20 protein-coding genes are annotated in these 20091 nt (G+C 60.3%); 11 read left to right on the top strand and 9 right to left on the bottom strand.

Annotated elements, in window-relative coordinates; genetic code table 11:
• Positions 1-272 precede the first annotated feature (272 nt).
• Both mprF and E4T63_RS06180 read left to right on the top strand, forming a co-directional pair.
• Entirely contained in the window at positions 273-2912 is a 2640-nt protein-coding gene (gene mprF, locus E4T63_RS06185) for a bifunctional lysylphosphatidylglycerol flippase/synthetase MprF (protein WP_134785572.1), read from the top strand.
• Complete coding sequence (locus E4T63_RS06180) at positions 2912-4204, top strand: virulence factor family protein (RefSeq protein ID WP_007964390.1); 1293 nt, start codon at positions 2912-2914, stop codon at positions 4202-4204. The genes mprF and E4T63_RS06180 overlap by 1 nt, the downstream gene beginning before the upstream one ends.
• 198 nt (positions 4205-4402) lie before the next feature.
• Here E4T63_RS06180 and E4T63_RS28460 read toward each other — a convergent pair whose 3' ends face one another.
• Entirely contained in the window at positions 4403-4564 is a 162-nt protein-coding gene (locus E4T63_RS28460) for a hypothetical protein (RefSeq protein WP_167797063.1), read from the bottom strand.
• Between the two features lie 356 nt (positions 4565-4920).
• On the opposite strand from E4T63_RS28460, the gene E4T63_RS06170 reads away from it, so the two are divergent.
• Positions 4921-5247: a DUF3077 domain-containing protein gene (locus E4T63_RS06170; RefSeq protein ID WP_134785571.1), complete on the top strand. Its 327-nt coding sequence runs from the start codon at positions 4921-4923 to the stop codon at positions 5245-5247.
• A gap of 196 nt (positions 5248-5443) precedes the next feature.
• On the opposite strand, the gene E4T63_RS06165 is transcribed toward E4T63_RS06170, so the two are convergent.
• Positions 5444-7285: a potassium transporter Kup gene (locus E4T63_RS06165; protein ID WP_410477715.1), complete on the bottom strand. Its 1842-nt coding sequence runs from the start codon at positions 7283-7285 to the stop codon at positions 5444-5446.
• Between the two features lie 349 nt (positions 7286-7634).
• Between E4T63_RS06165 and rimO the strand changes: the two genes are divergently transcribed.
• From rimO to tsaA, 5 genes are all read left to right on the top strand, one after another.
• Complete coding sequence (rimO, locus tag E4T63_RS06160; protein ID WP_003222282.1) at positions 7635-8972, top strand: 30S ribosomal protein S12 methylthiotransferase RimO; 1338 nt, start codon at positions 7635-7637, stop codon at positions 8970-8972.
• A 335-nt stretch (positions 8973-9307) separates the two neighbouring features.
• Positions 9308-9781 (top strand): GNAT family N-acetyltransferase, encoded by a 474-nt coding sequence (locus E4T63_RS06155; protein ID WP_134785569.1) that lies wholly within the window; start codon positions 9308-9310, stop codon positions 9779-9781.
• A gap of 189 nt (positions 9782-9970) precedes the next feature.
• Positions 9971-10681 carry an rRNA pseudouridine synthase gene (locus E4T63_RS06145; RefSeq protein WP_123587001.1) on the top strand — a complete coding sequence of 237 codons (711 nt, stop codon included), beginning with the start codon at positions 9971-9973 and terminating at the stop codon, positions 10679-10681.
• A 72-nt stretch (positions 10682-10753) separates the two neighbouring features.
• Entirely contained in the window at positions 10754-11221 is a 468-nt protein-coding gene (locus tag E4T63_RS06140; RefSeq protein WP_135295085.1) for a DUF1456 family protein, read from the top strand.
• Positions 11222-11406: 185 nt separating this feature from the next.
• Positions 11407-12105, top strand: coding sequence for a tRNA (N6-threonylcarbamoyladenosine(37)-N6)-methyltransferase TrmO (tsaA, locus tag E4T63_RS06135; RefSeq protein ID WP_135295084.1), 699 nt, complete (start codon positions 11407-11409; stop codon positions 12103-12105).
• A 171-nt stretch (positions 12106-12276) separates the two neighbouring features.
• Here tsaA and fpr read toward each other — a convergent pair whose 3' ends face one another.
• Entirely contained in the window at positions 12277-13056 is a 780-nt protein-coding gene (gene fpr, locus E4T63_RS06125; protein WP_007908723.1) for a ferredoxin-NADP reductase, read from the bottom strand.
• Positions 13057-13189: 133 nt separating this feature from the next.
• Here fpr and E4T63_RS06120 point away from each other — a divergent pair, with 133 nt between their 5' ends.
• Positions 13190-14116 (top strand): LysR family transcriptional regulator, encoded by a 927-nt coding sequence (locus E4T63_RS06120; protein ID WP_135295083.1) that lies wholly within the window; start codon positions 13190-13192, stop codon positions 14114-14116.
• Here E4T63_RS06120 and E4T63_RS06115 read toward each other — a convergent pair.
• The 3 genes from E4T63_RS06115 to E4T63_RS06105 form a co-directional block, all read right to left on the bottom strand.
• On the bottom strand, positions 14113-14475 hold the full coding sequence (locus E4T63_RS06115; protein WP_003222276.1) for a diacylglycerol kinase: 363 nt from the start codon (positions 14473-14475) through the stop codon (positions 14113-14115). The genes E4T63_RS06120 and E4T63_RS06115 overlap by 4 nt on opposite strands.
• A 74-nt stretch (positions 14476-14549) precedes the next feature.
• On the bottom strand, positions 14550-15200 hold the full coding sequence (gene erdR, locus E4T63_RS06110; protein ID WP_027611090.1) for a response regulator transcription factor ErdR: 651 nt from the start codon (positions 15198-15200) through the stop codon (positions 14550-14552).
• Between the two features lie 224 nt (positions 15201-15424).
• Positions 15425-16171: a tRNA-uridine aminocarboxypropyltransferase gene (locus E4T63_RS06105; RefSeq protein ID WP_177408950.1), complete on the bottom strand. Its 747-nt coding sequence runs from the start codon at positions 16169-16171 to the stop codon at positions 15425-15427.
• 189 nt (positions 16172-16360) lie between these two features.
• On the opposite strand from E4T63_RS06105, the gene E4T63_RS06100 reads away from it, so the two are divergent.
• Positions 16361-16786 carry a PA3611 family quorum-sensing-regulated virulence factor gene (locus E4T63_RS06100; protein ID WP_027611088.1) on the top strand — a complete coding sequence of 142 codons (426 nt, stop codon included), beginning with the start codon at positions 16361-16363 and terminating at the stop codon, positions 16784-16786.
• Here the strand turns inward: E4T63_RS06100 and E4T63_RS06095 are convergent, their stop codons facing one another.
• Complete coding sequence (locus E4T63_RS06095) at positions 16787-16981, bottom strand: hypothetical protein (protein WP_027611087.1); 195 nt, start codon at positions 16979-16981, stop codon at positions 16787-16789.
• 357 nt (positions 16982-17338) lie between these two features.
• Here E4T63_RS06095 and E4T63_RS06090 point away from each other — a divergent pair, with 357 nt between their 5' ends.
• Entirely contained in the window at positions 17339-18457 is a 1119-nt protein-coding gene (locus E4T63_RS06090) for a TIGR00730 family Rossman fold protein (RefSeq protein WP_098967521.1), read from the top strand.
• Between the two features lie 55 nt (positions 18458-18512).
• Here the strand turns inward: E4T63_RS06090 and recX are convergent, their stop codons facing one another.
• Positions 18513-18983, bottom strand: a complete 471-nt coding sequence (gene recX / locus E4T63_RS06085; RefSeq protein WP_135295082.1) for a recombination regulator RecX — start codon at positions 18981-18983, stop codon at positions 18513-18515.
• Between the two features lie 8 nt (positions 18984-18991).
• Positions 18992-20050, bottom strand: a complete 1059-nt coding sequence (gene recA / locus E4T63_RS06080) for a recombinase RecA (protein WP_003222269.1) — start codon at positions 20048-20050, stop codon at positions 18992-18994.
• Between the last annotated feature and the right edge of the window lie 41 nt (positions 20051-20091).

Below are 20091 nucleotides of genomic sequence, written 5' to 3'. Positions count from 1 at the left end.
AAAAAGGCTGCTCGAAAGAGTGGCCTTTTTTGTATCTGTGGAAAAAGTCCTTTCGCAACAATGATCTGTCACGCTGCAGTGAAACGCTCAGGATCATCAGACCCGCCGAGTTGCGACTATGCTTGAGTCGCAGGCAAGACGTCTGCAATCCATGACCCGCCCTCGCCGATCCCGGATGAGAGGCGTAGTATTTTGTGATTATTTTTTTCTACAGGGATTGGTAACTTGGCTGGATACCTCCATCCTGTCGCGCACAATCCAAGAGGTGATTGATGCGCGCCAACTCGTCTGATTCACAAGACACCGTCACAGCAGAACATCCGATCAAACCCGAGCGCCTGCGCTTGCTGGATCGGTTGAGCAAATATCGCCAGCCGATCGGTCTGGCGGTCACGTTGCTGCTGTTTGCCATTGCGCTGATTGCCTGCCGCCATCTGCTGAGCGAACTCGATCTGTATGCCCTGCATGACTCGATCCTGGCGGTGCCGAAACCGGCCCTGCTCGGCGCAGTGGCTGCTACGGTGGTCGGCTTCATCATATTGCTGGGCTATGAATGGTCGGCCAGCCGCTATGCCGGCGTGACACTGCCGCCGCGCACTCTGGCGCTGGGCGGCTTTACCGCATTTGCGATTGGCAACGCCATCGGCCTGTCGCTGCTGTCCGGCGGCTCGGTGCGCTACCGTTTATATGCACGCCATGGGCTGGGCGCCTCCGAAGTCGCGCACATGACGCTGTTCGCCAGCCTGTCGCTGGGTTGCGCCCTGCCACCGCTGGCGGCTCTCGCGACCCTGAGTGACCTGCCCGCCGCCTCCGCCGCGCTGGGCCTGTCAGAAGGCCTGCTCGGCACGATCGCCATGGTGGTGCTGGGTCTGGGCGCGATTCTGGCGATCGGCATCTATCGCCGCCGTCTGCCGGAGCAACCGTACCGCGACAACCTGCTGGTCAGGGCCGGTCGCCGGACGCTGCGCCTGCCCGGCCGACGCCTGACCTTCCTGCAACTGATCATCACCGCCCTTGACGTCGCCGCAGCGGCCACCGTGCTTTATCTGCTGCTGCCGGAAGCCCCGCCGTTCGGCGCCTTCCTGCTGGTGTACCTGCTGGCCCTGGCCGCCGGCGTCCTCAGCCATGTGCCGGGGGGTGTCGGGGTCTTCGAAGCAATCCTGCTGGCCGCGTTTGCCGACACCCTCGGGGCCGCGCCACTCGCCGCCGCCCTGCTGCTCTACCGTCTGATCTACGTCGTGCTGCCGCTGCTGGTGGCCTGCCTGTTCTTGCTGATCAACGAAGGCCAGCGCCTGTTCCAGACCCAGACCATGCGCGCCGCATCCGGTCTGGCCGCGCCGATTCTGGCGGTGCTGGTGTTTCTGTCCGGCGTGGTGCTGCTGTTTTCCGGCGCCACCCCGGAGATCGACACCCGTCTCGAACACATCGGTTTTCTGATTCCGCATCGTCTGGTTGACGCCTCGCACTTCGGCGCCAGCCTGATCGGTGTGCTGTGTCTGATGCTGGCGCAGGGCCTGCGCCGGCGCCTGTCGGCGGCGTGGATGCTGACCACCATTCTGTTGCTGGTCGGCGCCCTGCTCTCGCTGCTCAAAGGCTTCGACTGGGAAGAAGCTACGCTGATGACCCTCACCGCTGCGCTGCTGGGGGTGTTCCGCCGTTCGTTCTATCGCCCGAGCCGCCTGACCGAACTGCCGTTCTCGCCGCTGTATCTGGTGGCCAGCCTCTGCGTCCTCGGCGCTTCGACCTGGTTGCTGCTGTTCGCCTATCAGGACGTGCCGTACAGCCATCAACTGTGGTGGCAGTTCACCCTCGACGCAGACGCCCCGCGCGGCTTGCGTTCGTTGCTCGGCGCCGCCGTGCTGTTACTGGTGATCGCGCTGACCTGGCTGCTGCGCACCGCGCGCCCGGTGATCCACCTGCCGACCCCGGACGAACTGGATCGCGCCGCGAAAATCCTGATGGCTTCGTCGCAACCCGATGGCGGCCTCGCGCTGACCGGTGACAAAGCGTTGCTGTTTCACCAGAACGACGAAGCCTTCCTGATGTACGCCCGCCGTGGCCGCAGCCTGGTGGCGCTGTACGACCCGATCGGCCCCGGCCAGCAACGCGCCGAGATGATCTGGCAGTTCCGCGACCTGTGCGACATCCATCACGCCCGCCCTGTGTTCTACCAAGTGCGCGCGGAGAACCTGCCGTACTACATGGACATCGGCCTGACCGCGATCAAGCTTGGCGAAGAAGCCCGGGTCGATCTGCTGCGCTTTGACCTGGAAGCCAAGGGCAAAGAGATGAAGGACCTGCGCTACACCTGGAACCGTGGCACTCGCGATGGTCTGTCGCTGGAAATCCATGAGCCGGGCCAGGCGCCGATGGACGAGTTGAAAGTGATTTCCGATGCGTGGCTGACCGGCAAGAATGTGCGCGAGAAAGGTTTCTCCCTCGGTCGTTTCAGCGACGATTACCTGAAGCATTTCCGTATTGCGGTGATTCGCTTCGAAGGTCGCCCGGTGGCGTTCGCCAACCTGCTCGAGACTTTCAGCCATGACCTGGCCAGTCTCGACCTGATGCGCTCGCACCCGGACGCCCCCAAGCTGACCATGGAGTTCCTGATGGTCGGCCTGATTCAACACTATAAGAGTCACGGATACGCGCGCTTCAGCCTGGGCATGGTGCCGTTGTCGGGGTTGCAACCCCGGCGTGGTGCACCGCTGACCCAGCGCCTGGGCTCGATGGTCTTCCGCCGTGGTGAGCAGCTGTACAACTTCCAAGGCTTGCGCCGCTTCAAAGACAAGTTCCAGCCTGACTGGGAACCCCGTTATATGGCAGTGCCCGCCGGACTCGATCCGCTGGTGGCGCTGGCCGATACTGCTGCCCTGATCGCGGGCGGCTTGACTGGATTGGTGAAACGCTGATGATTCAACGCTCCCTGAAGTACATCCTGGCCGCACTGATCGTGCTGGCCGTGATTGCCGGCGGTGGTTACTGGTACCTCAAACGCCCGGCACCGCAACCGACTCTGCAACCACTGACGGCCGCCGACGGCACGGTCATGACCCGCGTCATACCCGGCACTCAGCCCAAAGCGCAGGTGCTGGTCGCGGTCAATGACGACCAGAAGCTGACCGACAACCAACTGAGCACCTTGAGCCGCAGCGCCTCGGCGCAGATCGTTCAGGTGATTCTGCCCAAGGACTGCCTGCAACAGAGCCGCGCCCTGCAAACCGGCCTGCGCGAACTGAATGGCCCGGCCACGCTGGTCAGCGGTATCGGCCCTGGCGCGGTACTGGCCTGGCGCTGGTTGTCCGAGCAGAAGGACGACAAGGCCCAGGCGATCTCGGTTGACCTGGCGCTGGAAAAACCCGGTTGCACTCACCTGCTGCCGAAATCCGCGGCTCATGGCCACTGGCTGGTGGCGTGGAACGACAACCCGGACGACACCAGCGCCGGTTTCGTGCGCGATCAACCGAACGCCGAAACCAGCATCAGCGACTACGACATCAACCTGCCGCAGGTGCTGAACAACGAGCTGCGCAAGATCCTCGTCGGCGGCGACAAGGCCAACGGCGGTCTGGCAATCCCGGTGGTGGAAGTGCCGGCCGGTCAGGCCAAAGACACCGTCACGCTGTTCCTCTCCGGTGACGGCGGCTGGCGCGACCTCGACCGCGACGTAGCGGGCGAGATGGCCAAGATTGGCTACCCGGTGGTCGGCATCGACACCCTGCGCTACTACTGGCAGCACAAGAGCCCTGAGCAAAGCGCCCTGGACCTGACCGAACTGATGCAGCACTACCGGCAGAAATGGGGCACTAAACGCTTCATCCTGACCGGTTACTCGTTCGGTGCCGACGTCCTGCCAGCGATCTACAACCGCCTGCCGGACACCGAGCAGCAACGCGTCGACGCCATCATCCTGCTGGCTTTCGCCCGCACCGGCAGCTTCGAAATCGAAGTCGAAGGCTGGCTCGGCAACGCCGGCAAAGAAGCCGCCACCGGCCCGGAAATGGCCAAGTTGCCAGCGGCCAAAGTAGTGTGCATCTACGGCGCCGAAGAAACCGACGAAAGCGGCTGCACCGACAAGACGGCAGTCGGCGAAGCGGTGAAACTGCCTGGCGGCCACCACTTCGACGAGAACTACCCGGCGCTGGCCAAGCGTCTGGTGGACCTGATCGAGAAACGTCAGAGCAAGGATCAGCCGGCAGAGTGATCTGAGCCGGCCAAACAAAAAGCCCCCGCTGCCTTACGCTTGCGGGGGCTTTTTACATCTCGGACGACTAACCCATTCCCCTGTAGGAGTGAGCCTGCTCGCGATAGCGGAGTGTCAGCCACCTAGTTGCCAACTGACACACCGCTATCGCGAGCAGGCTCACTCCTACAAGGGAATTGCGCTGAATTCAAATAATCATCAATCCTTGCAAGCGTATCTTGCCCGCATATAGTCATGGCTGATCGCTTGTGCCGGATCGAAGTTGATCAATCGCTCCATAGCTTGCGCTTCAATCCGAAGGTTCTCGAGATCATCCTGCTTTTCTTGTTTCGATGATGCAGTCATACGCGTCTCGCTCATTTGCACACGCCAGTTCGTGTCAGACGTTTAGTATCGTTTACTTCCAGTTTCTCAATATCAGATGACGCCCACAGACCTTGTAGGCAAACTCCGAAACTCGTGTTCGGGCGCTTTGCGGCTCTATTGCGCTGTTTTTTGACGAGATACTCTCCGGACGTCGCTGACCCATTCAGCGATCGGGTGTGGTAACCCGGAGAACCCAGCGCAAGAGCCCGCTCATCGAGTAATGGCGGCTGTGCGTGGGACGCTTTCGAGCGTGCCGGTTTCCTTGGTTCCCGGTTTACCACCCTGCGTACAGTCGCCTCCCTTTCGTGTGGTAACGAAAGTCGCGGCACTTCGAACCAAGGAGTAACACGATGACCGAAACTGATCTGCACGGACCCGCAAACATTAAAACCATCGGCTTCACCCCCTTCCTCTACCACTCGGATCAAGCGTTCTTCAACGTCCGCGCCGGCATCCCGATCATCGATGCCCTGTCCCAATCCTCCGACCTGCTGTCCCTCGCCAAATCCTTCGCCGAGGACGCTGCCTTCATCAAATACACCGACCGCCATGCCTGGGCTGCGCATTACCTGACGGTGATGGGCAAAGCCTTGATTGATGACGTGATCCAAGCGCTGATGCCGCGACCTGCGCGGACGAAGACCGAATCTGAAGAAGAATTGCCTGAAAGCCACTGACACCACAGAATCCTTGTGGGAGCGAGCTTGCTCGCGAATGCGGTGAATCAGCCACCACATGTCTCGACTGACACTCGGCCTTCGCGAGCAAGCTCGCTCCCACAGGGGATTTGCAGTGGGTTAGAGGTTTATGTGCGGGCACAAAAAAGCCCCCGCCAGCCTTGAAGCTGACGGGGGCTTTTCAGTTGAGGCGGGGTTACATCTCGACCTGCGTCCCCAACTCAATCACCCGGTTCAGCGGCAGATTGAAGAAACGCAGGTTGCCGTTGGCATTCTTCAACATGAACGCAAACAGCGCCTCGCGCCAGCGGGCCATGCCTTCGAGTTTCGAGGCGATCACCGTTTCGCGGCTGAGGAAGTAGGTGGTGCGCATCGGGCTGAAGTCCAGATCATCCAGATGGCACAGCTTCAACGCCTGCGGCACGTCCGGCTCGTCGGTGAAGCCGAAGTGCAGGATCACCCGGAAGAAGCCTTCGCCGTGGGCCTCGACCTCAAAGCGGCGCGATGGCGGCACGCGCGGGATATCTTCGTAGACCACGGTCAGGAGCACCACTTGCTCATGCAGTACCTGGTTGTGCAGCAGGTTGTGCAACAGCGCATGCGGCACCGCGTCGGAGCGTGCGGTGAGGAACACCGCAGTACCCTGCACACGGTGCGGCGGTTGCACGCGGATGCTGCTGATGAAGATCGGCAGCGGCAGCGCGCCTTCGTCGAGGCGATCGACCAGCAGCTCCTTGCCGCGTTTCCAGGTGGTCATCAGGATGAACAGCACGATCCCCGCCAGCACCGGGAAGGCACCGCCCTGAATGATCTTCGGCACGTTGGCCGCGAAGAACATGCCATCGACCAGCAGGAAACCAAGCAGAATCGGCACCGCCAGCAGCGGTGGCCATTTCCATAGCAGCAGGATCACCGCAGCCACCAGAATACTGGTGATCAGCATGGTGCCCGTCACTGCCACGCCGTAGGCAGACGCCAATGCGCCGGAGGACTCGAAACCGATCACCAGCAGAATTACGCCGACCATCAGCGCCCAGTTCACCGCACCAATATAGATCTGCCCCTGTTCGGCACTGGATGTGTGCTGAATGTGCATGCGCGGAATGTAGCCAAGCTGAATTGCTTGACGGGTCAGCGAAAACGCACCGGAAATCACCGCTTGCGAAGCGATCACCGTGGCCAGGGTTGCCAGCACCACCAAAGGCACCAGTGCCCAGTTCGGCGCCAGCAGGTAAAACGGGTTACGTGCCGCTTCCGGGTTTTCCAGCAGCAATGCGCCCTGACCGAAGTAATTCAGCACCAGTGCCGGCAGTACCAGCGCCAACCAGGCGCGGGCAATCGGCTTGCGCCCGAAGTGGCCCATGTCGGCATACAGGGCCTCAGCGCCGGTCAGCGCCAGCACCACCGCACCGAGAATCGCCACCCCCATGCCCGGGTGAACCATGAAGAAACGCACGCCCCAGATCGGGTTCAGCGCGCTCAATACTTCAGGGTGTCTGACGATCCCGCTGACACCCAGACCGCCCAGCACCAGGAACCACGCCACCATCACCGGACCAAACAGCTTGCCAATGCGATCGGTGCCGTGTTTCTGGATCAGGAACAGTCCGACCAGCACCACCAGCGCCATCGGCACCACCCAGCGCTCCAGGCCATCGAATGCCAGCTCCAGACCTTCCACCGCCGACAATACGGAAATCGCCGGGGTGATCATGCTGTCGCCGTAAAACAGTGCGGCACCGATCAATCCCAGGATCACCAGCACCGCCTGCAATTTGGGATAGCGGCTGGATGCGCGTCGCGCCAGGGCGGTCAGCGCCATGATCCCCCCTTCGCCCTGGTTGTCGGCCCGCAAGACGAACAACACGTACTTGATCGTGACGACCCAGATCAGCGACCAGAATATCAATGCCAGAATCCCGAAGACGCCGTCGTGATTGACCGGCACCCCATAATGACCGGCGAATACCTCTTTGAGGGTGTACAACGGGCTCGTGCCGATGTCGCCGTAAACTACCCCGACTGCCGCGACCAGCATGCTCAGCGGTTTTGCAGCCGAATGCTCGGCGCCCGCCGCCTGACTACTTGCCTGACCCATCCAACACTCCTGATTCTCGAACCGGCTTCTTTGAATGAAGCACTATGCTTTGTGGTGCAGCATGCGCTGTTTTACCTGTTGTTACAGACGTTTTGTTGACTGTAAAAAATTGGTAAAGCTCAACGGCGCGAAGCATAGCGCAGCACTCGTCGTATTTCCCTGCATAAAGCTGGTCAAGTGCGTTGCTCATCGCTAGAATTGCGCACTTTTTGATCAGAGGCGCACCCTAAGCGCCCATCCGTCGGCTTTCCCACACGGCAAGCGACGTCACAAAACACCGAGGTTAGACATGTCCACCACTCCTGCGCCGGCCAATCCAAAGGTTGGCTTCGTATCTCTGGGTTGCCCGAAAGCACTGGTCGACTCCGAGCGCATCCTGACCCAGCTGCGTATGGAAGGCTATGACGTGGTGTCCACCTATCAGGACGCCGACGTGGTGGTGGTCAACACCTGCGGCTTCATCGACTCGGCAAAGGCTGAGTCGCTGGAAGTGATCGGTGAAGCGATCAAGGAAAACGGCAAGGTGATCGTCACCGGTTGCATGGGCGTGGAAGAAGGCAATATCCGCGACGTACACCCGAGTGTGCTGGCCGTGACCGGTCCGCAGCAATACGAGCAAGTGGTCAACGCCGTGCACGAAGTCGTGCCACCGCGTCAGGATCACAACCCGCTGATCGACCTGGTGCCGCCGCAAGGCATCAAGCTGACTCCGCGTCATTACGCCTACCTGAAGATTTCCGAAGGCTGCAACCACAGCTGCAGCTTCTGCATCATTCCGTCGATGCGCGGCAAACTGGTCAGCCGTCCGGTGGGTGATGTACTCGACGAAGCCCAGCGTCTGGTCAAATCCGGCGTCAAAGAGCTGCTGGTGATCTCGCAAGACACCAGCGCCTACGGTGTCGACGTGAAATACCGCACCGGTTTCTGGAACGGCGCGCCGGTGAAAACCCGCATGACCGAACTCTGCGAAGCGCTGAGCACCTTGGGCGTGTGGGTCCGTCTGCACTACGTTTACCCGTACCCGCACGTCGACGAGTTGATCCCGCTGATGGCCGCCGGCAAGATCCTGCCGTACCTGGACATCCCGTTCCAGCACGCCAGCCCGAAAGTCCTGAAGGCGATGAAACGCCCGGCGTTCGAAGACAAGACTCTGGCGCGGATCAAGAACTGGCGCGAGATCTGCCCGGACCTGATCATCCGTTCGACCTTCATCGTCGGCTTCCCGGGCGAAACCGAAGAAGACTTCCAGTACCTGCTGAACTGGCTGACCGAAGCCCAGCTCGACCGCGTCGGCTGCTTCCAGTACTCGCCGGTAGACGGCGCCCCTGCCAATGATCTGGACCTGGAAGTGGTACCGGACGACGTCAAGCAGGACCGTTGGGAGCGCTTCATGGCGCACCAGCAGGCGATCAGCTCGGCACGCCTGCAAATGCGCATCGGCCGCGAGATCGAAGTGCTGGTGGACGAAGTCGACGAGCAAGGCGCCGTCGGCCGCTGCTTCTTCGATGCCCCGGAAATCGACGGTAACGTATTCATCGACAACGGCAGCAACCTCAAGCCGGGCGACAAGGTCTGGTGCAAGGTGACTGACGCTGACGAATACGACCTGTGGGCTGAGCAGATCTGATCTGAAGATCAAAAGCCCCTCACCCTAACCCTCTCCCTGAGGGAGAGGGGACTGATTGAGTTGCTCTTTCGAATGACGGCGACTTGAAATATCGAGTCGACCTCAGACTTTGAACAGCATGAAGATCAGCTCCCTTCCCCCTTCCCCCCTCGCCCCCGTTGGGAGGAGAGGGTTGGGGTGAGGGGGAAGCTCTTGCAGGCAACATTAACAGCCAGCCAGACACCGAAATAAATACAAAAAGCCCCGCTCTTTTTACGAGATGCGGGGCTTTTTTGCGTCTATCGTTTGCAGTGGGAAGGAATCCCGCTCATCCATTTGAAAAGAGGCAGCCGGGCATGCGTCAGCATTCGGTCATTCACACGCCGAAACTCAGCGATTATCAGGAACTGACCCGGGTCTGGGAGGCCTCGGTCCGCGCGACCCATGATTTTCTGCCGGACAGCTACATCGAGTTGCTGCGTAATCTGGTGCTCACGCGTTACCTGGATGCAGTGATGCTGATCTGTACCAAGGACGCCAACCAGCGCATCACCGGATTCGCCGGGGTGGCGGCGGGCAAGATCGAAATGCTGTTCATCGATCCCGAGTATCGTGGCCAAGGCTTGGGCAAGAAACTGCTCAACTACGCCATGCAACATCTGAATGCCGATGAACTCGACGTCAACGAACAGAACCCGCAGGCACTGGGATTTTATTTCAAGCAGGGTTTTGAAGTGATCGGCCGCTCGGAGGTGGATGGCATGGGCCAGCCGTACCCGTTGCTGCATATGCGCCTGCGGCAAACCCAGCAGCGCTCAAGCCACGCCTGACACACCAAAGTCCCCTTGTAGGAGTGAGCCTGCTCGCGATAGCGCCGGACCAGCCGACATCAATGCTGAATGTCAGACGGCAATCGCGAGCAGGCTCACTCCTACAAAAAACCACCTACCGAAATGGAACCGGGCTTAACCGGCGCCAGGCAGGTACAATGCCCACCCCTTTTTTGTTACGGCCCTGTCATGACTGACCCGATTCGCCTCTCCAAACGCCTCATCGAACTGGTCGGTTGCTCCCGCCGGGAGGCCGAGCTGTTCATCGAGGGCGGCTGGGTCACCGTGGACGGCGAAGTGATCGACGAACCGCAATTCAAGGTCGGCGACCAGAAGGTCGAGCTCGACAAGGACGCCCAAGCCACCGCACCGGAGCCGGTGACCATCCTGCTCAACGTGCCGGCCGGCATGGATGTCGACACCGCCATGCAATCGCTCAGCGCCGACACCCTCAGCGACGAGCACCGCTACGGCAAACGCCCGCTGCGCGGGCACTTCCTGCGCTTGACCGCCAGCGCCGATCTGCAGCCCAAGGCCAGCGGCCTGCTGGTGTTCACTCAGGACTGGAAAGTGCTGCGCAAACTGACTGCCGACGCGGCCAAGATCGAGCAGGAATACGTGGTTGAAGTCGAAGGCGACATGGTTGCCCACGGCCTCAATCGCCTGCAGCACGGTCTCACCCACAAGGGCAAGGAGCTGCCGCCGGTGAAGGCCAGCTGGCAGAACGAAAACCGCCTGCGTTTCGCCATGAAGAACCCGCAGCCGGGGATCATCGCCCAGTTCTGTGAAGCGGTTGGCCTGAAGGTCGTCGGCATCCGCCGCATCCGCATCGGCGGCGTGTCGATTGGCAAGGTTCCGGTGGGCCAATGGCGCTACCTGTCCGGCAAAGAGAAGTTCTAAGGCTTCCACTGCCGCCACACATTCCGGCAGCGCGCCTGCGTGCTGCCCACAACGATTATCAGGATTACCCACATGATTCATAACGACGTATTGCGTAGCGTGCGCTACATGCTCGACATCAGCGACAAGAAAGTCATCGAGATCATCAAGCTCGGCGGCCTGGACGTGGAGCTGAAAGACGTCGTCGCGTACCTCGACAAGAAAGAAGAAGACGAAGAAGGCTTCGTGCGCTGCCCGGACGAAGTCATGGTGCACTTCCTCGACGGTCTGGTGGTGTTCAAGCGCGGCAAGGACGAAAGCCGTCCGCCGCAGCCGATCGAAGTGCCGGTAACCAACAACATCATCCTGAAGAAGCTGCGCGTGGCCTTCGAACTCAAGGAAGACGACATGCACGCGATCCTCAAGGCAGCCGAGTTCCCGGTGTCCAAGCCTGAGCTGAGCGCACTGTTCCGCAAGGTCGGCCACACCAACTACCGCGCGTGCGGCGACCAGTTGCTGCGCAACTTCCTCAAGGGTTTGACCCTGCGCGTTCGCGGCTGATCTGCGCCACAAGCTCTGAATCGGCGGCGCGACCTTCGCGAGCAAGCCCGCTCCCACAGGTTTTGTGGCTGACACAAAACCGGACTCCACTCGAGATCCCTGTGGGAGCGGGCTTGCTCGCGAAGGCGTCGGCCCGGCCACCTCGGGTTATCATCCCCACCCCGCTCCCACCTCGACTCCAGACCATGACTTACAACGTCTCCCCCATCGGCTTCGTGCGCTCCTGTTTCAAGGAGAAGTTCGCCATCCCGCGCCAGCCGCAACTGGCCCCCGCCGCCCGTGGCGTGCTGGAGCTGGTGGCGCCGTTCGATCAGGGAGACGCCGTGCAAGGGCTGGAGCAGGTCAGCCATGTCTGGCTGCTGTTCCTGTTTCATCAGGCGCTGGAAGAAAAGCCGCGTCTGAAGGTGCGGCCACCGCGTCTGGGCGGTAACAAGTCCATGGGCGTGTTCGCCACCCGTGCGACCCACCGTCCCAATGGCATCGGGCAGTCGGTGGTGAAGCTGGACAAGGTCGAGGCCCATCGGCTGTTCATCTCGGGGATCGATTTGCTCGACGGCACGCCGATTCTCGACATCAAACCCTATGTACCTTACGCCGACATCATCGCTGACGCCTCCAACAGCATCGCCAGCGCCGCGCCACAGCTGATTGACGTGCGGTGGACGGACGCCGCACTGCAACAGGCGCACGGCCATGCTCAGCGCCTCGGCGAGCCTTTGGTCGAGTTGATCGAGCAGTGTCTGGCCCAGGATCCGCGTCCGGCGTATCAGACGCCGACACCAGAGCGCGAATACGGTGCGCAGTTCTGGGATCTGGACGTGCGCTGGCATTATCCGACGCCGGAGCAGATTTGCGTGTTGGAAGTGATCCCGGCCTCGGCGTAAACCCCGGAAACGAAAAAGCCCGCGCTGCCTTCTCAGGCAACGCGGGCTTTTCTGTGTAGCACGAAACCATTGTGGGAGCGGGCTTGCTCGCGAAAGCGGTGCGCCATTCAACATTGACGTCGACTGACAGCCGCCCTTCGCGAGCAAGCCCGCTCCCACAGGTATTGCGGGTTACTTCTCGACGAACGCACGCTCGATCAGGTAGTCACCCGGCTCGCGCATCCGCGCCGAGATCTTCAGCCCGAAGCTGTCGAGCACTTCGCTGGTCTCGTCGAGCATGCTCGGGCTGCCGCAGATCATTGCGCGGTCGTCCTGCGGGTTGATCGGTGGCAGACCGATGTCGCTGAACAGCTTGCCGCTGCGCATCAGGTCGGTCAGACGGCCCTGGTTCTCGAACGGCTCGCGGGTCACGGTCGGGTAGTAGATCAGCTTGTCACGCAGCGCTTCACCGAAGAACTCGTTCTGCGGCAGGTGCTCGGTGATGAATTCGCGGTAGGCGACTTCGTTGACGTAGCGTACGCCGTGCACCAGGATCACTTTTTCAAAGCGCTCGTAGGTTTCCGGGTCCTGGATCACGCTCATGAACGGCGCCAGACCGGTGCCGGTGCTCAGCAGATACAGATGCTTGCCCGGGTTCAGGTCGTCCAGCACCAGGGTGCCGGTAGGCTTCTTCGAGATGATGATCTCGTCGCCTTCCTTCAGGTGCTGCAGCTGCGAGGTCAGCGGACCATCCTGCACCTTGATGCTGAAGAACTCGAGATGCTCTTCCCAGTTCGGGCTGGCGATCGAGTAAGCGCGCATAAGCGGGCGGCCGTTGGGCTGTTGCAGGCCGATCATCACGAACTGACCGTTCTCGAAGCGCAGGCCCGGATCACGGGTGCACTTGAAGCTGAACAGAGTGTCGTTCCAGTGATGAACACTGAGGACACGCTCGTGGTTCATGTTGCTCATGTACGTGGGACTCCTGGATATTGGGTCTGCGCTCGCCTTTGCGGCCAACAGTGCGCAATTGCATCGCATTCTAATAGCGACGACAATATCTGTTAACTGGATTATTAAGATAAGGGTTATCGGTTATATCGATATGCGATTTACTCTTCGTCAACTGCAAGTCTTCGTCGCCGTCGCCCAGCAGGAGAGCGTATCCCGTGCTGCGGGTCTGCTCAACCTCTCGCAATCGGCGGCGAGCACCTCGATCACCGAACTGGAGCGCCAGTCCAGCTGCCAGCTGTTCGACCGCGCCGGCAAACGCCTGAGCCTGAACGCCCTCGGTAAACAGCTGTTGCCGCAAGCGGTGGCACTGCTCGACCAGTCCAAGGAAATCGAAGACCTGCTCAACGGCAAATCCGGTTTCGGCTCACTCTCGGTGGGCGCCACCCTGACCATCGGCAATTATCTGGCGACCCTGTTGATCGGCGGCTTCATGCAGCGCCACCCGGAAAGCCAGGTAAAACTGCACGTACAGAACACTGCCAATATCGTGCATCAAGTCGCTCATTACGAAATTGATCTGGGTCTAATCGAAGGCGACTGCAGCCATCCGGACATCGAAGTGCAGAGCTGGGTGGAAGATGAACTGGTGGTGTTTTGCGCGCCGGAGCACCCTCTGGCCAAACGTGGCAGCGCGACCATGGAAGAGTTGACGCACGAAGCGTGGATTCTGCGTGAACAGGGTTCCGGCACGCGCCTGACCTTTGATCAGGCCATGCGGCACCATCGCAGTGCGCTGAATATCCGCCTGGAGCTAGAGCACACCGAAGCGATCAAACGCGCGGTGGAATCAGGGTTGGGGATTGGCTGTATTTCACGGCTGGCGCTGCGTGATGCGTTTCGACGCGGCAGCCTGGTGGCGGTGGAAACCCCGGATCTGGATCTGGCCCGGCAGTTCTACTTCATCTGGCACAAGCAGAAATACCAGACGTCGGCCATGCGCGAGTTTCTCGATCTGTGCCGCGCCTTCACCGCCGGGGTGCAGCGCAGCGACGAGATCGTCTTGCCGAGTATCGCTTAAAGCAGAATCACCGCCCACACCAGGGCAATCATGCTCAGGGCCACGAATTGCGCGGCGCTGCCCATGTCCTTGGCGTTCTTCGACAGCGGGTGCAGTTCCAGCGAAATGCGGTCAATCGCCGCTTCCACCGCCGAATTCAGCAACTCGACGATCAGCGCCAGCAGGCACACGGCGATCAGCAGTGCCTGTTCGACGCGACTGACATTCAGGAAGAACGTCAGCGGAATCAGCACCACATTGAGCAGCACCAGTTGGCGAAATGCGGCTTCGCCGGTGAAGGCCGCGCGCAGGCCGTCCAGCGAGTAACCGGATGCGTTGAGGATGCGTTTCAGGCCGGTCTGGCCCTTGAAAGGTGACATAACGTAAAAACCAACCAGAAAGGAGTGGGAAAGCTAGAGCAACAAAAGTCAAAAAAGCGTGAAGACGCCAGCCTTTATTGGCTCGGAATTGACTCAAGTTGTTGCAGAAGTAATGCCGCCTGAGTCCGGGTGCGCACATTCAACTTGCGAAAGATCGCCGTGACGTGGGCCTTGATGGTCGCTTCGGACACGCTCAACTCGTAGGCAATCTGCTTGTTCAGCAGGCCTTCACAGACCATGGTCAGTACGCGGAACTGCTGCGGGGTGAGACTGGCCAGGCCGTCGCTGGCGGCTTTGGCTTCATCGGAGACACTGACGGCTTCGAACGCCTGCGGGGGCCAGAACACATCGCCATCGAGCACCTTGCGCACGGCTTGCTGAATCACATTCAGGTCGCTGGACTTGGGAATAAAGCCACTGGCGCCGAACTCCCGGGACTTGACCATGACCGAAGCTTCTTCCTGGGCCGAGACCATCACCACCGGAATCTGCGGGTACTGCCCGCGCAGCATGACCAGACCGGAAAACCCGAACGCGCCGGGCATGTTCAGGTCCAGCAGGACCAGATCCCAGTCGGATTTTTCGGTCAGGCGCGCTTCCAGCTCGGCGATGCTCGCCACCTCCACCAGTCGCACATCCGGGCCAAGGCCCAGTGTCACCGCTTGATGCAGCGCGCTACGAAACAGAGGGTGATCATCGGCAATCAGGATGTCGTATGTGGCCATTTTTCAAATGATCCTGTTTTTTGATGGCAGACCCGACGCATTCGGGCCTCGCCAAAGCAACTCGAGATACCGCCGCACAGCGCTATCCACAGGGGCACGTTCAACGCCAATCACGAGCAAACACGGCGTTTCAAACCTTGGCCGCACCCCAATCGGCGCCAAGCATGCCCAGCGTAGCCGGGGTGGTCAAGCAGCACGGCCGCCGCTGGGTGAAGTATGGGCCACTATGGGGCCAACACCGCTTGCGGCTTTCGTATATAAGGCAAGAGCTCGGCGTGGGCCGGAGTCGACTCGTTGAGCGGCAACTGTTGTTTGGCGCCCAGATAGTGCTGGCTGAACACATCGAAGTAAGCGTCCAGCGCCGACGCTGCATCGCTGTCCCCGGCCAGTTCCAGGCACAAAGCCGCGACTTCGGCGGTGCACAGGTGCTCGCTGCGGGTCGAGCGGCGCAGGCGATAACGCGAGAGTCTGTCGGGCAGCAGGCTGAGAATCGGCAAACGGTCGAAGTACGGACTCTTGCGGAAAATCTTGCGCGCCTCGGTCCAGGTCGCATCCAGCAGGATGAACAACGGACGCTTGCTGCTATCGGGCACGACGGTGTTGGTCACCCGCGACGGTTCTACATATTCGCCGGGAAATACAAGGTACGGCTGCCATTGCGGGTCGTTGAGCAGCGCCAGCATCCGCGGGTCGGGTTCGGTGCGCGACCAGATGAACGCGTGGTTGTCGCGCACCACATCGGCGATCAACCAACCGGTGTTGCTCGGCTTGAACACTTCCTTGCCGGTCATGATCAGACACACACCGGAACGGGTTTCGACGGTCGGCCGCCAGGCGCACAGGCAGTGGCTGATGATCACCCGGCAGTCGCGGCAACGCTCGGAGCGAAAACCACGGGCCTGAATCGGCTTGATACCTTCGTCCTCGCGCTGGTCACGCAAGCGGGCTACGGCGTTGGGGGCATGATGGATCACGGGCAACGCCTTATGGCAGGAAAACTCGACACACACAGCACTCGGCAAGGCAATAAAGGGCGGCAGTTTACCAGAGCGACGAGCGCAAACCTGTACCGTCCCGACCGGCTCCCCTATAATCCGGCGCCACTGAACGCACAGCCACGGGGCTGGTCGAACCACCAGTCACTGAATCAGGAGAGTTTCATGCTGCGCCTTATCGTTCCTACCGCGGCCATCGCACTGGCGTTGTCCTTCAGCGCACAAGCGGCGTCCTTGAAAGAGCAGAATCTGAACAAAGAACTGCGCAACATCGCCGAACAAAGCAGCGTCGGCACGCCACGGGCGATCAATGAAGACATTCTCGATCAGGGCTACACCGTTGAGGGCGTTACCCTGATCAACCACCTGAGCGTCCAGGCCAGCCACGCCGAAAAGATGCGCGCTGACCCAAAAGCCGTGTATTTCCAGCTGGGTGCTTCGGTGTGCAATAACCCGTCGTACCGCAAGCTGATGGCCAAGGGTGCGATCATGCGTTACGACTTCAGTGAATATAAAACCAACAAGGCCATCGGCTCGGCCAGCTACCAGGATTCCGATTGCCCGAAAGCTGCCCCGGCGAAGAAGAAGTAATCATCGGGTATTGGCGCGCCGTTGTTCATCTTCGGCGCGCAATTCGGCCACCAGGGCCTGCAAGTAGCGAGAACGTCGTTCTCCACCTGCCAACCGACGGCAGCACTCCTCTTCGAGACTCACTTGATTGGTCTCGGCTGATGCTTTCAGCATCCGATACAACTGCGTATCGATTTCCAGAACCACTCTGGCCATCTCTCCCGCCTCCATGCCTGCTACCCGCGAATCCTTGAAAAGCGCGCACCCTGCGTACGGTTGCCGACTCAAAGCTGTCGTACAGTGCCTGTAGGTTAGTAAATCAGAGTGATTGCTCTACGGCGTACGTTCGGACGAGTGGTGAATATTCATTGCCAGCCAGCCCGCAACGGTTGCCAGGAAAGCCTGCGCGGCGTAAAGATCAACTCAGCGCAATGGCTCGCAAGGGTCTAGATTCAAAGTATTCCCGATCACCTGTTCACGGCAGAAAAAGGAGCTGCCGAGTGTGTGTTTTTTGCAGCGCGGCACTGACGCCGCACGTCAGGGCCACCCGCTCTGTGCAGAAGGAGACGTTGAATGCCTTACCAACCGAATGACCTGCTCAGCCGACATTTTCAGGAAAGCGGCCCCGACCTCATCAGCAAGGTCGAAGAACAGCTCAAGCAGATTTCCCCCGACAGCCCGAACCTGCCGATTTATCGCGACATGATCCTGACCGTGCTGCGCATGGCCCAAGAGGATCACAACCGCTGGAACGCCAAGATCACCCTGCAGGCCCTGCGTGAACTGGAGCAGGCGTTCCGGGTGCTGGAACAATTCAAGGGACGACGCAAAGTCACGGTATTCGGCTCGGCGCGCACGCCGGTCGAGCACCCCCTGTATGCAATGGCGCGTGAACTCGGCGCGGCCCTGACGCGATCAGACATGATGGTCATCACCGGTGCGGGTGGCGGGATCATGGCCGCCGCGCACGAAGGCGCCGGGCGTGACCACAGCCTCGGGTTCAACATCACCCTGCCCTTCGAGCAGCATGCCAACCCGACTGTGGACGGCACCGGCAATCTGCTGCCGTTCCATTTTTTCTTCACCCGCAAACTGTTCTTCGTCAAGGAAGCCGATGCGCTGGTGCTGTGCCCTGGCGGGTTCGGCACCCTGGACGAGGCACTGGAAGTACTGACACTGATCCAGACCGGCAAAAGCCCGTTGGTGCCGGTGGTGTTGCTGGATGCGCCGGGCGGAACATTCTGGCAAGGCGCCCTGGACTTCATTCGCCAGCAACTCGAAGAAAACCACTACATCCTGCCCACCGACCTGAAACTGATGCGTCTGGTCTATAACGTCGATGAGGCGGTGGAGCAGATCAACCAGTTCTACAGCAACTTCCACTCCAGTCGCTGGCTCAAGCGTCAGTTCGTGATTCGTATGCATCACAAGCTCAGTGACGTGGCGATGGCGCATATGCAGGAGGCTTTCGCCGATCTGTGCCTGAGTGACCAGTTCCATCAACACGCTTACAGCGGCGAGGAACATGACGAAGCGCAGTACAGCCACCTGGTGCGGTTGGCTTTCGCGTTCAATGCCCGAAATCATGGCCGTCTCAGGGAACTGGTGGATTACATCAACCTCCCCGAAAACTGGGCTCACACCCAACCGCAGACCGCCCAACGTGCACGTGAGCCATCAAAGGTAATTTGAAGGCAAAAAAAAACGGCCCGCTATTTTCATAGCGGGCCGTTTCTATTAAACCGACTTAATCGTCCATGCTTCTGCCGCTGAACAAGCGGTTGATCATCTCCATCGAAAAACCCCGATAGGCGAGGAAGCGGCCTTGTTTGGCGCGCTCCTTGGCGTCAATCGGCAAGTGTCCCGAGAACTTGCGTTGCCACGTCTCGCGAAGCTGCTCCTGCCAGTCGATACCGCTTTCACGCAGGGCAAGTTCGATATCGGCGCGTTGCAAACCTCGCTGGCCCAGCTCTTCGCGAATGCGCAAAGGGCCGTAGCCGGAACGGGCACGGTAGGAAACAAAGCTTTCAAGGTAACGGGCTTCGGAAAGCAGCCCCTCTTCCGTCAATCGGTCGAGGGCTGTTTCGATCATTTCCGCATCAGCGCCTCGCTGACGCAGCTTACGCGTCAGTTCGACTCGACCGTGCTCGCGTCGAGCGAGCAGGTCCATGGCGGTTCGCCGCACCGCGACGAGGGTATCGAGTACAGCGGTGGTCATCGCTGCGATCAGATATCAGCGTCAGCCAGGTCGTCTTCGGTCTCTTTGACCGCAGAAGCCTTGGAGTCGGCGATCACCGCTGGCGACAGCAGTTTGTCACGCAGCTGCTTCTCGAGCTTGGCAGCGACTTCCGGGTTGTCTGCCAGGAACTTGGCCGAGTTGGCCTTGCCCTGACCGATCTTGGTGCCTTCATAGGCATACCAGGCGCCGGATTTCTCGACGAAACCATGCAGCACGCCCAGGTCGATCATCTCGCCATTGAGGTAGATGCCTTTGCCGTAAAGGATCTGGAACTCGGCCTGACGGAACGGCGACGCCACCTTGTTCTTCACAACCTTGACGCGGGTTTCGCTGCCGACCACTTCGTCGCCTTCCTTCACCGCGCCGGTACGGCGGATGTCGAGACGGACCGAAGCGTAGAACTTCAGCGCGTTACCACCGGTGGTGGTTTCCGGGCTGCCGAACATCACGCCGATCTTCATGCGGATCTGGTTGATGAAGATCACCAGGCAGTTGGCGTTCTTGATGTTACCGGTGATTTTACGCAGCGCCTGGGACATCAGACGGGCTTGCAGGCCCACGTGCATGTCACCCATTTCGCCTTCGATTTCAGCCTTCGGTACCAGTGCAGCCACGGAGTCGACGATGATCACGTCTACTGCGTTGGAGCGCACCAGCATGTCAGTGATTTCCAGCGCCTGTTCACCGGTGTCCGGCTGGGAAACCAGCAGGTCGTCGACGTTGACGCCCAGCTTGCCGGCGTACTCAGGGTCGAGGGCGTGTTCGGCGTCGACGAAGGCGCAGGTCGCGCCGGCTTTTTGAGCCTGGGCGATCACGGACAGCGTCAGTGTGGTTTTACCGGAAGATTCAGGACCGTAGATTTCAACAATACGGCCTTTTGGCAGACCGCCGATGCCGAGTGCGATGTCCAGACCCAGAGAGCCGGTGGAGATAGCCGGGATCGCCTGACGGTCCTGATCGCCCATACGCATCACGGCACCCTTGCCGAATTGACGTTCGATCTGACCCAGGGCCGCAGCCAAGGCTTTCTTCTTGTTGTCGTCCATTAAAGTCCTCACGTAATCAATAAGGCCTGACGGCCAACACC

This window comes from Pseudomonas fluorescens, from assembly GCF_004683905.1.
In the GTDB taxonomy this organism is placed as follows: Bacteria; Pseudomonadota; Gammaproteobacteria; order Pseudomonadales; family Pseudomonadaceae; genus Aquipseudomonas; species Aquipseudomonas putida_A.
The sequence above is the reverse complement of the archived record's forward strand: the minus strand, read 5'-3'. Positions and strand labels throughout refer to the sequence as shown.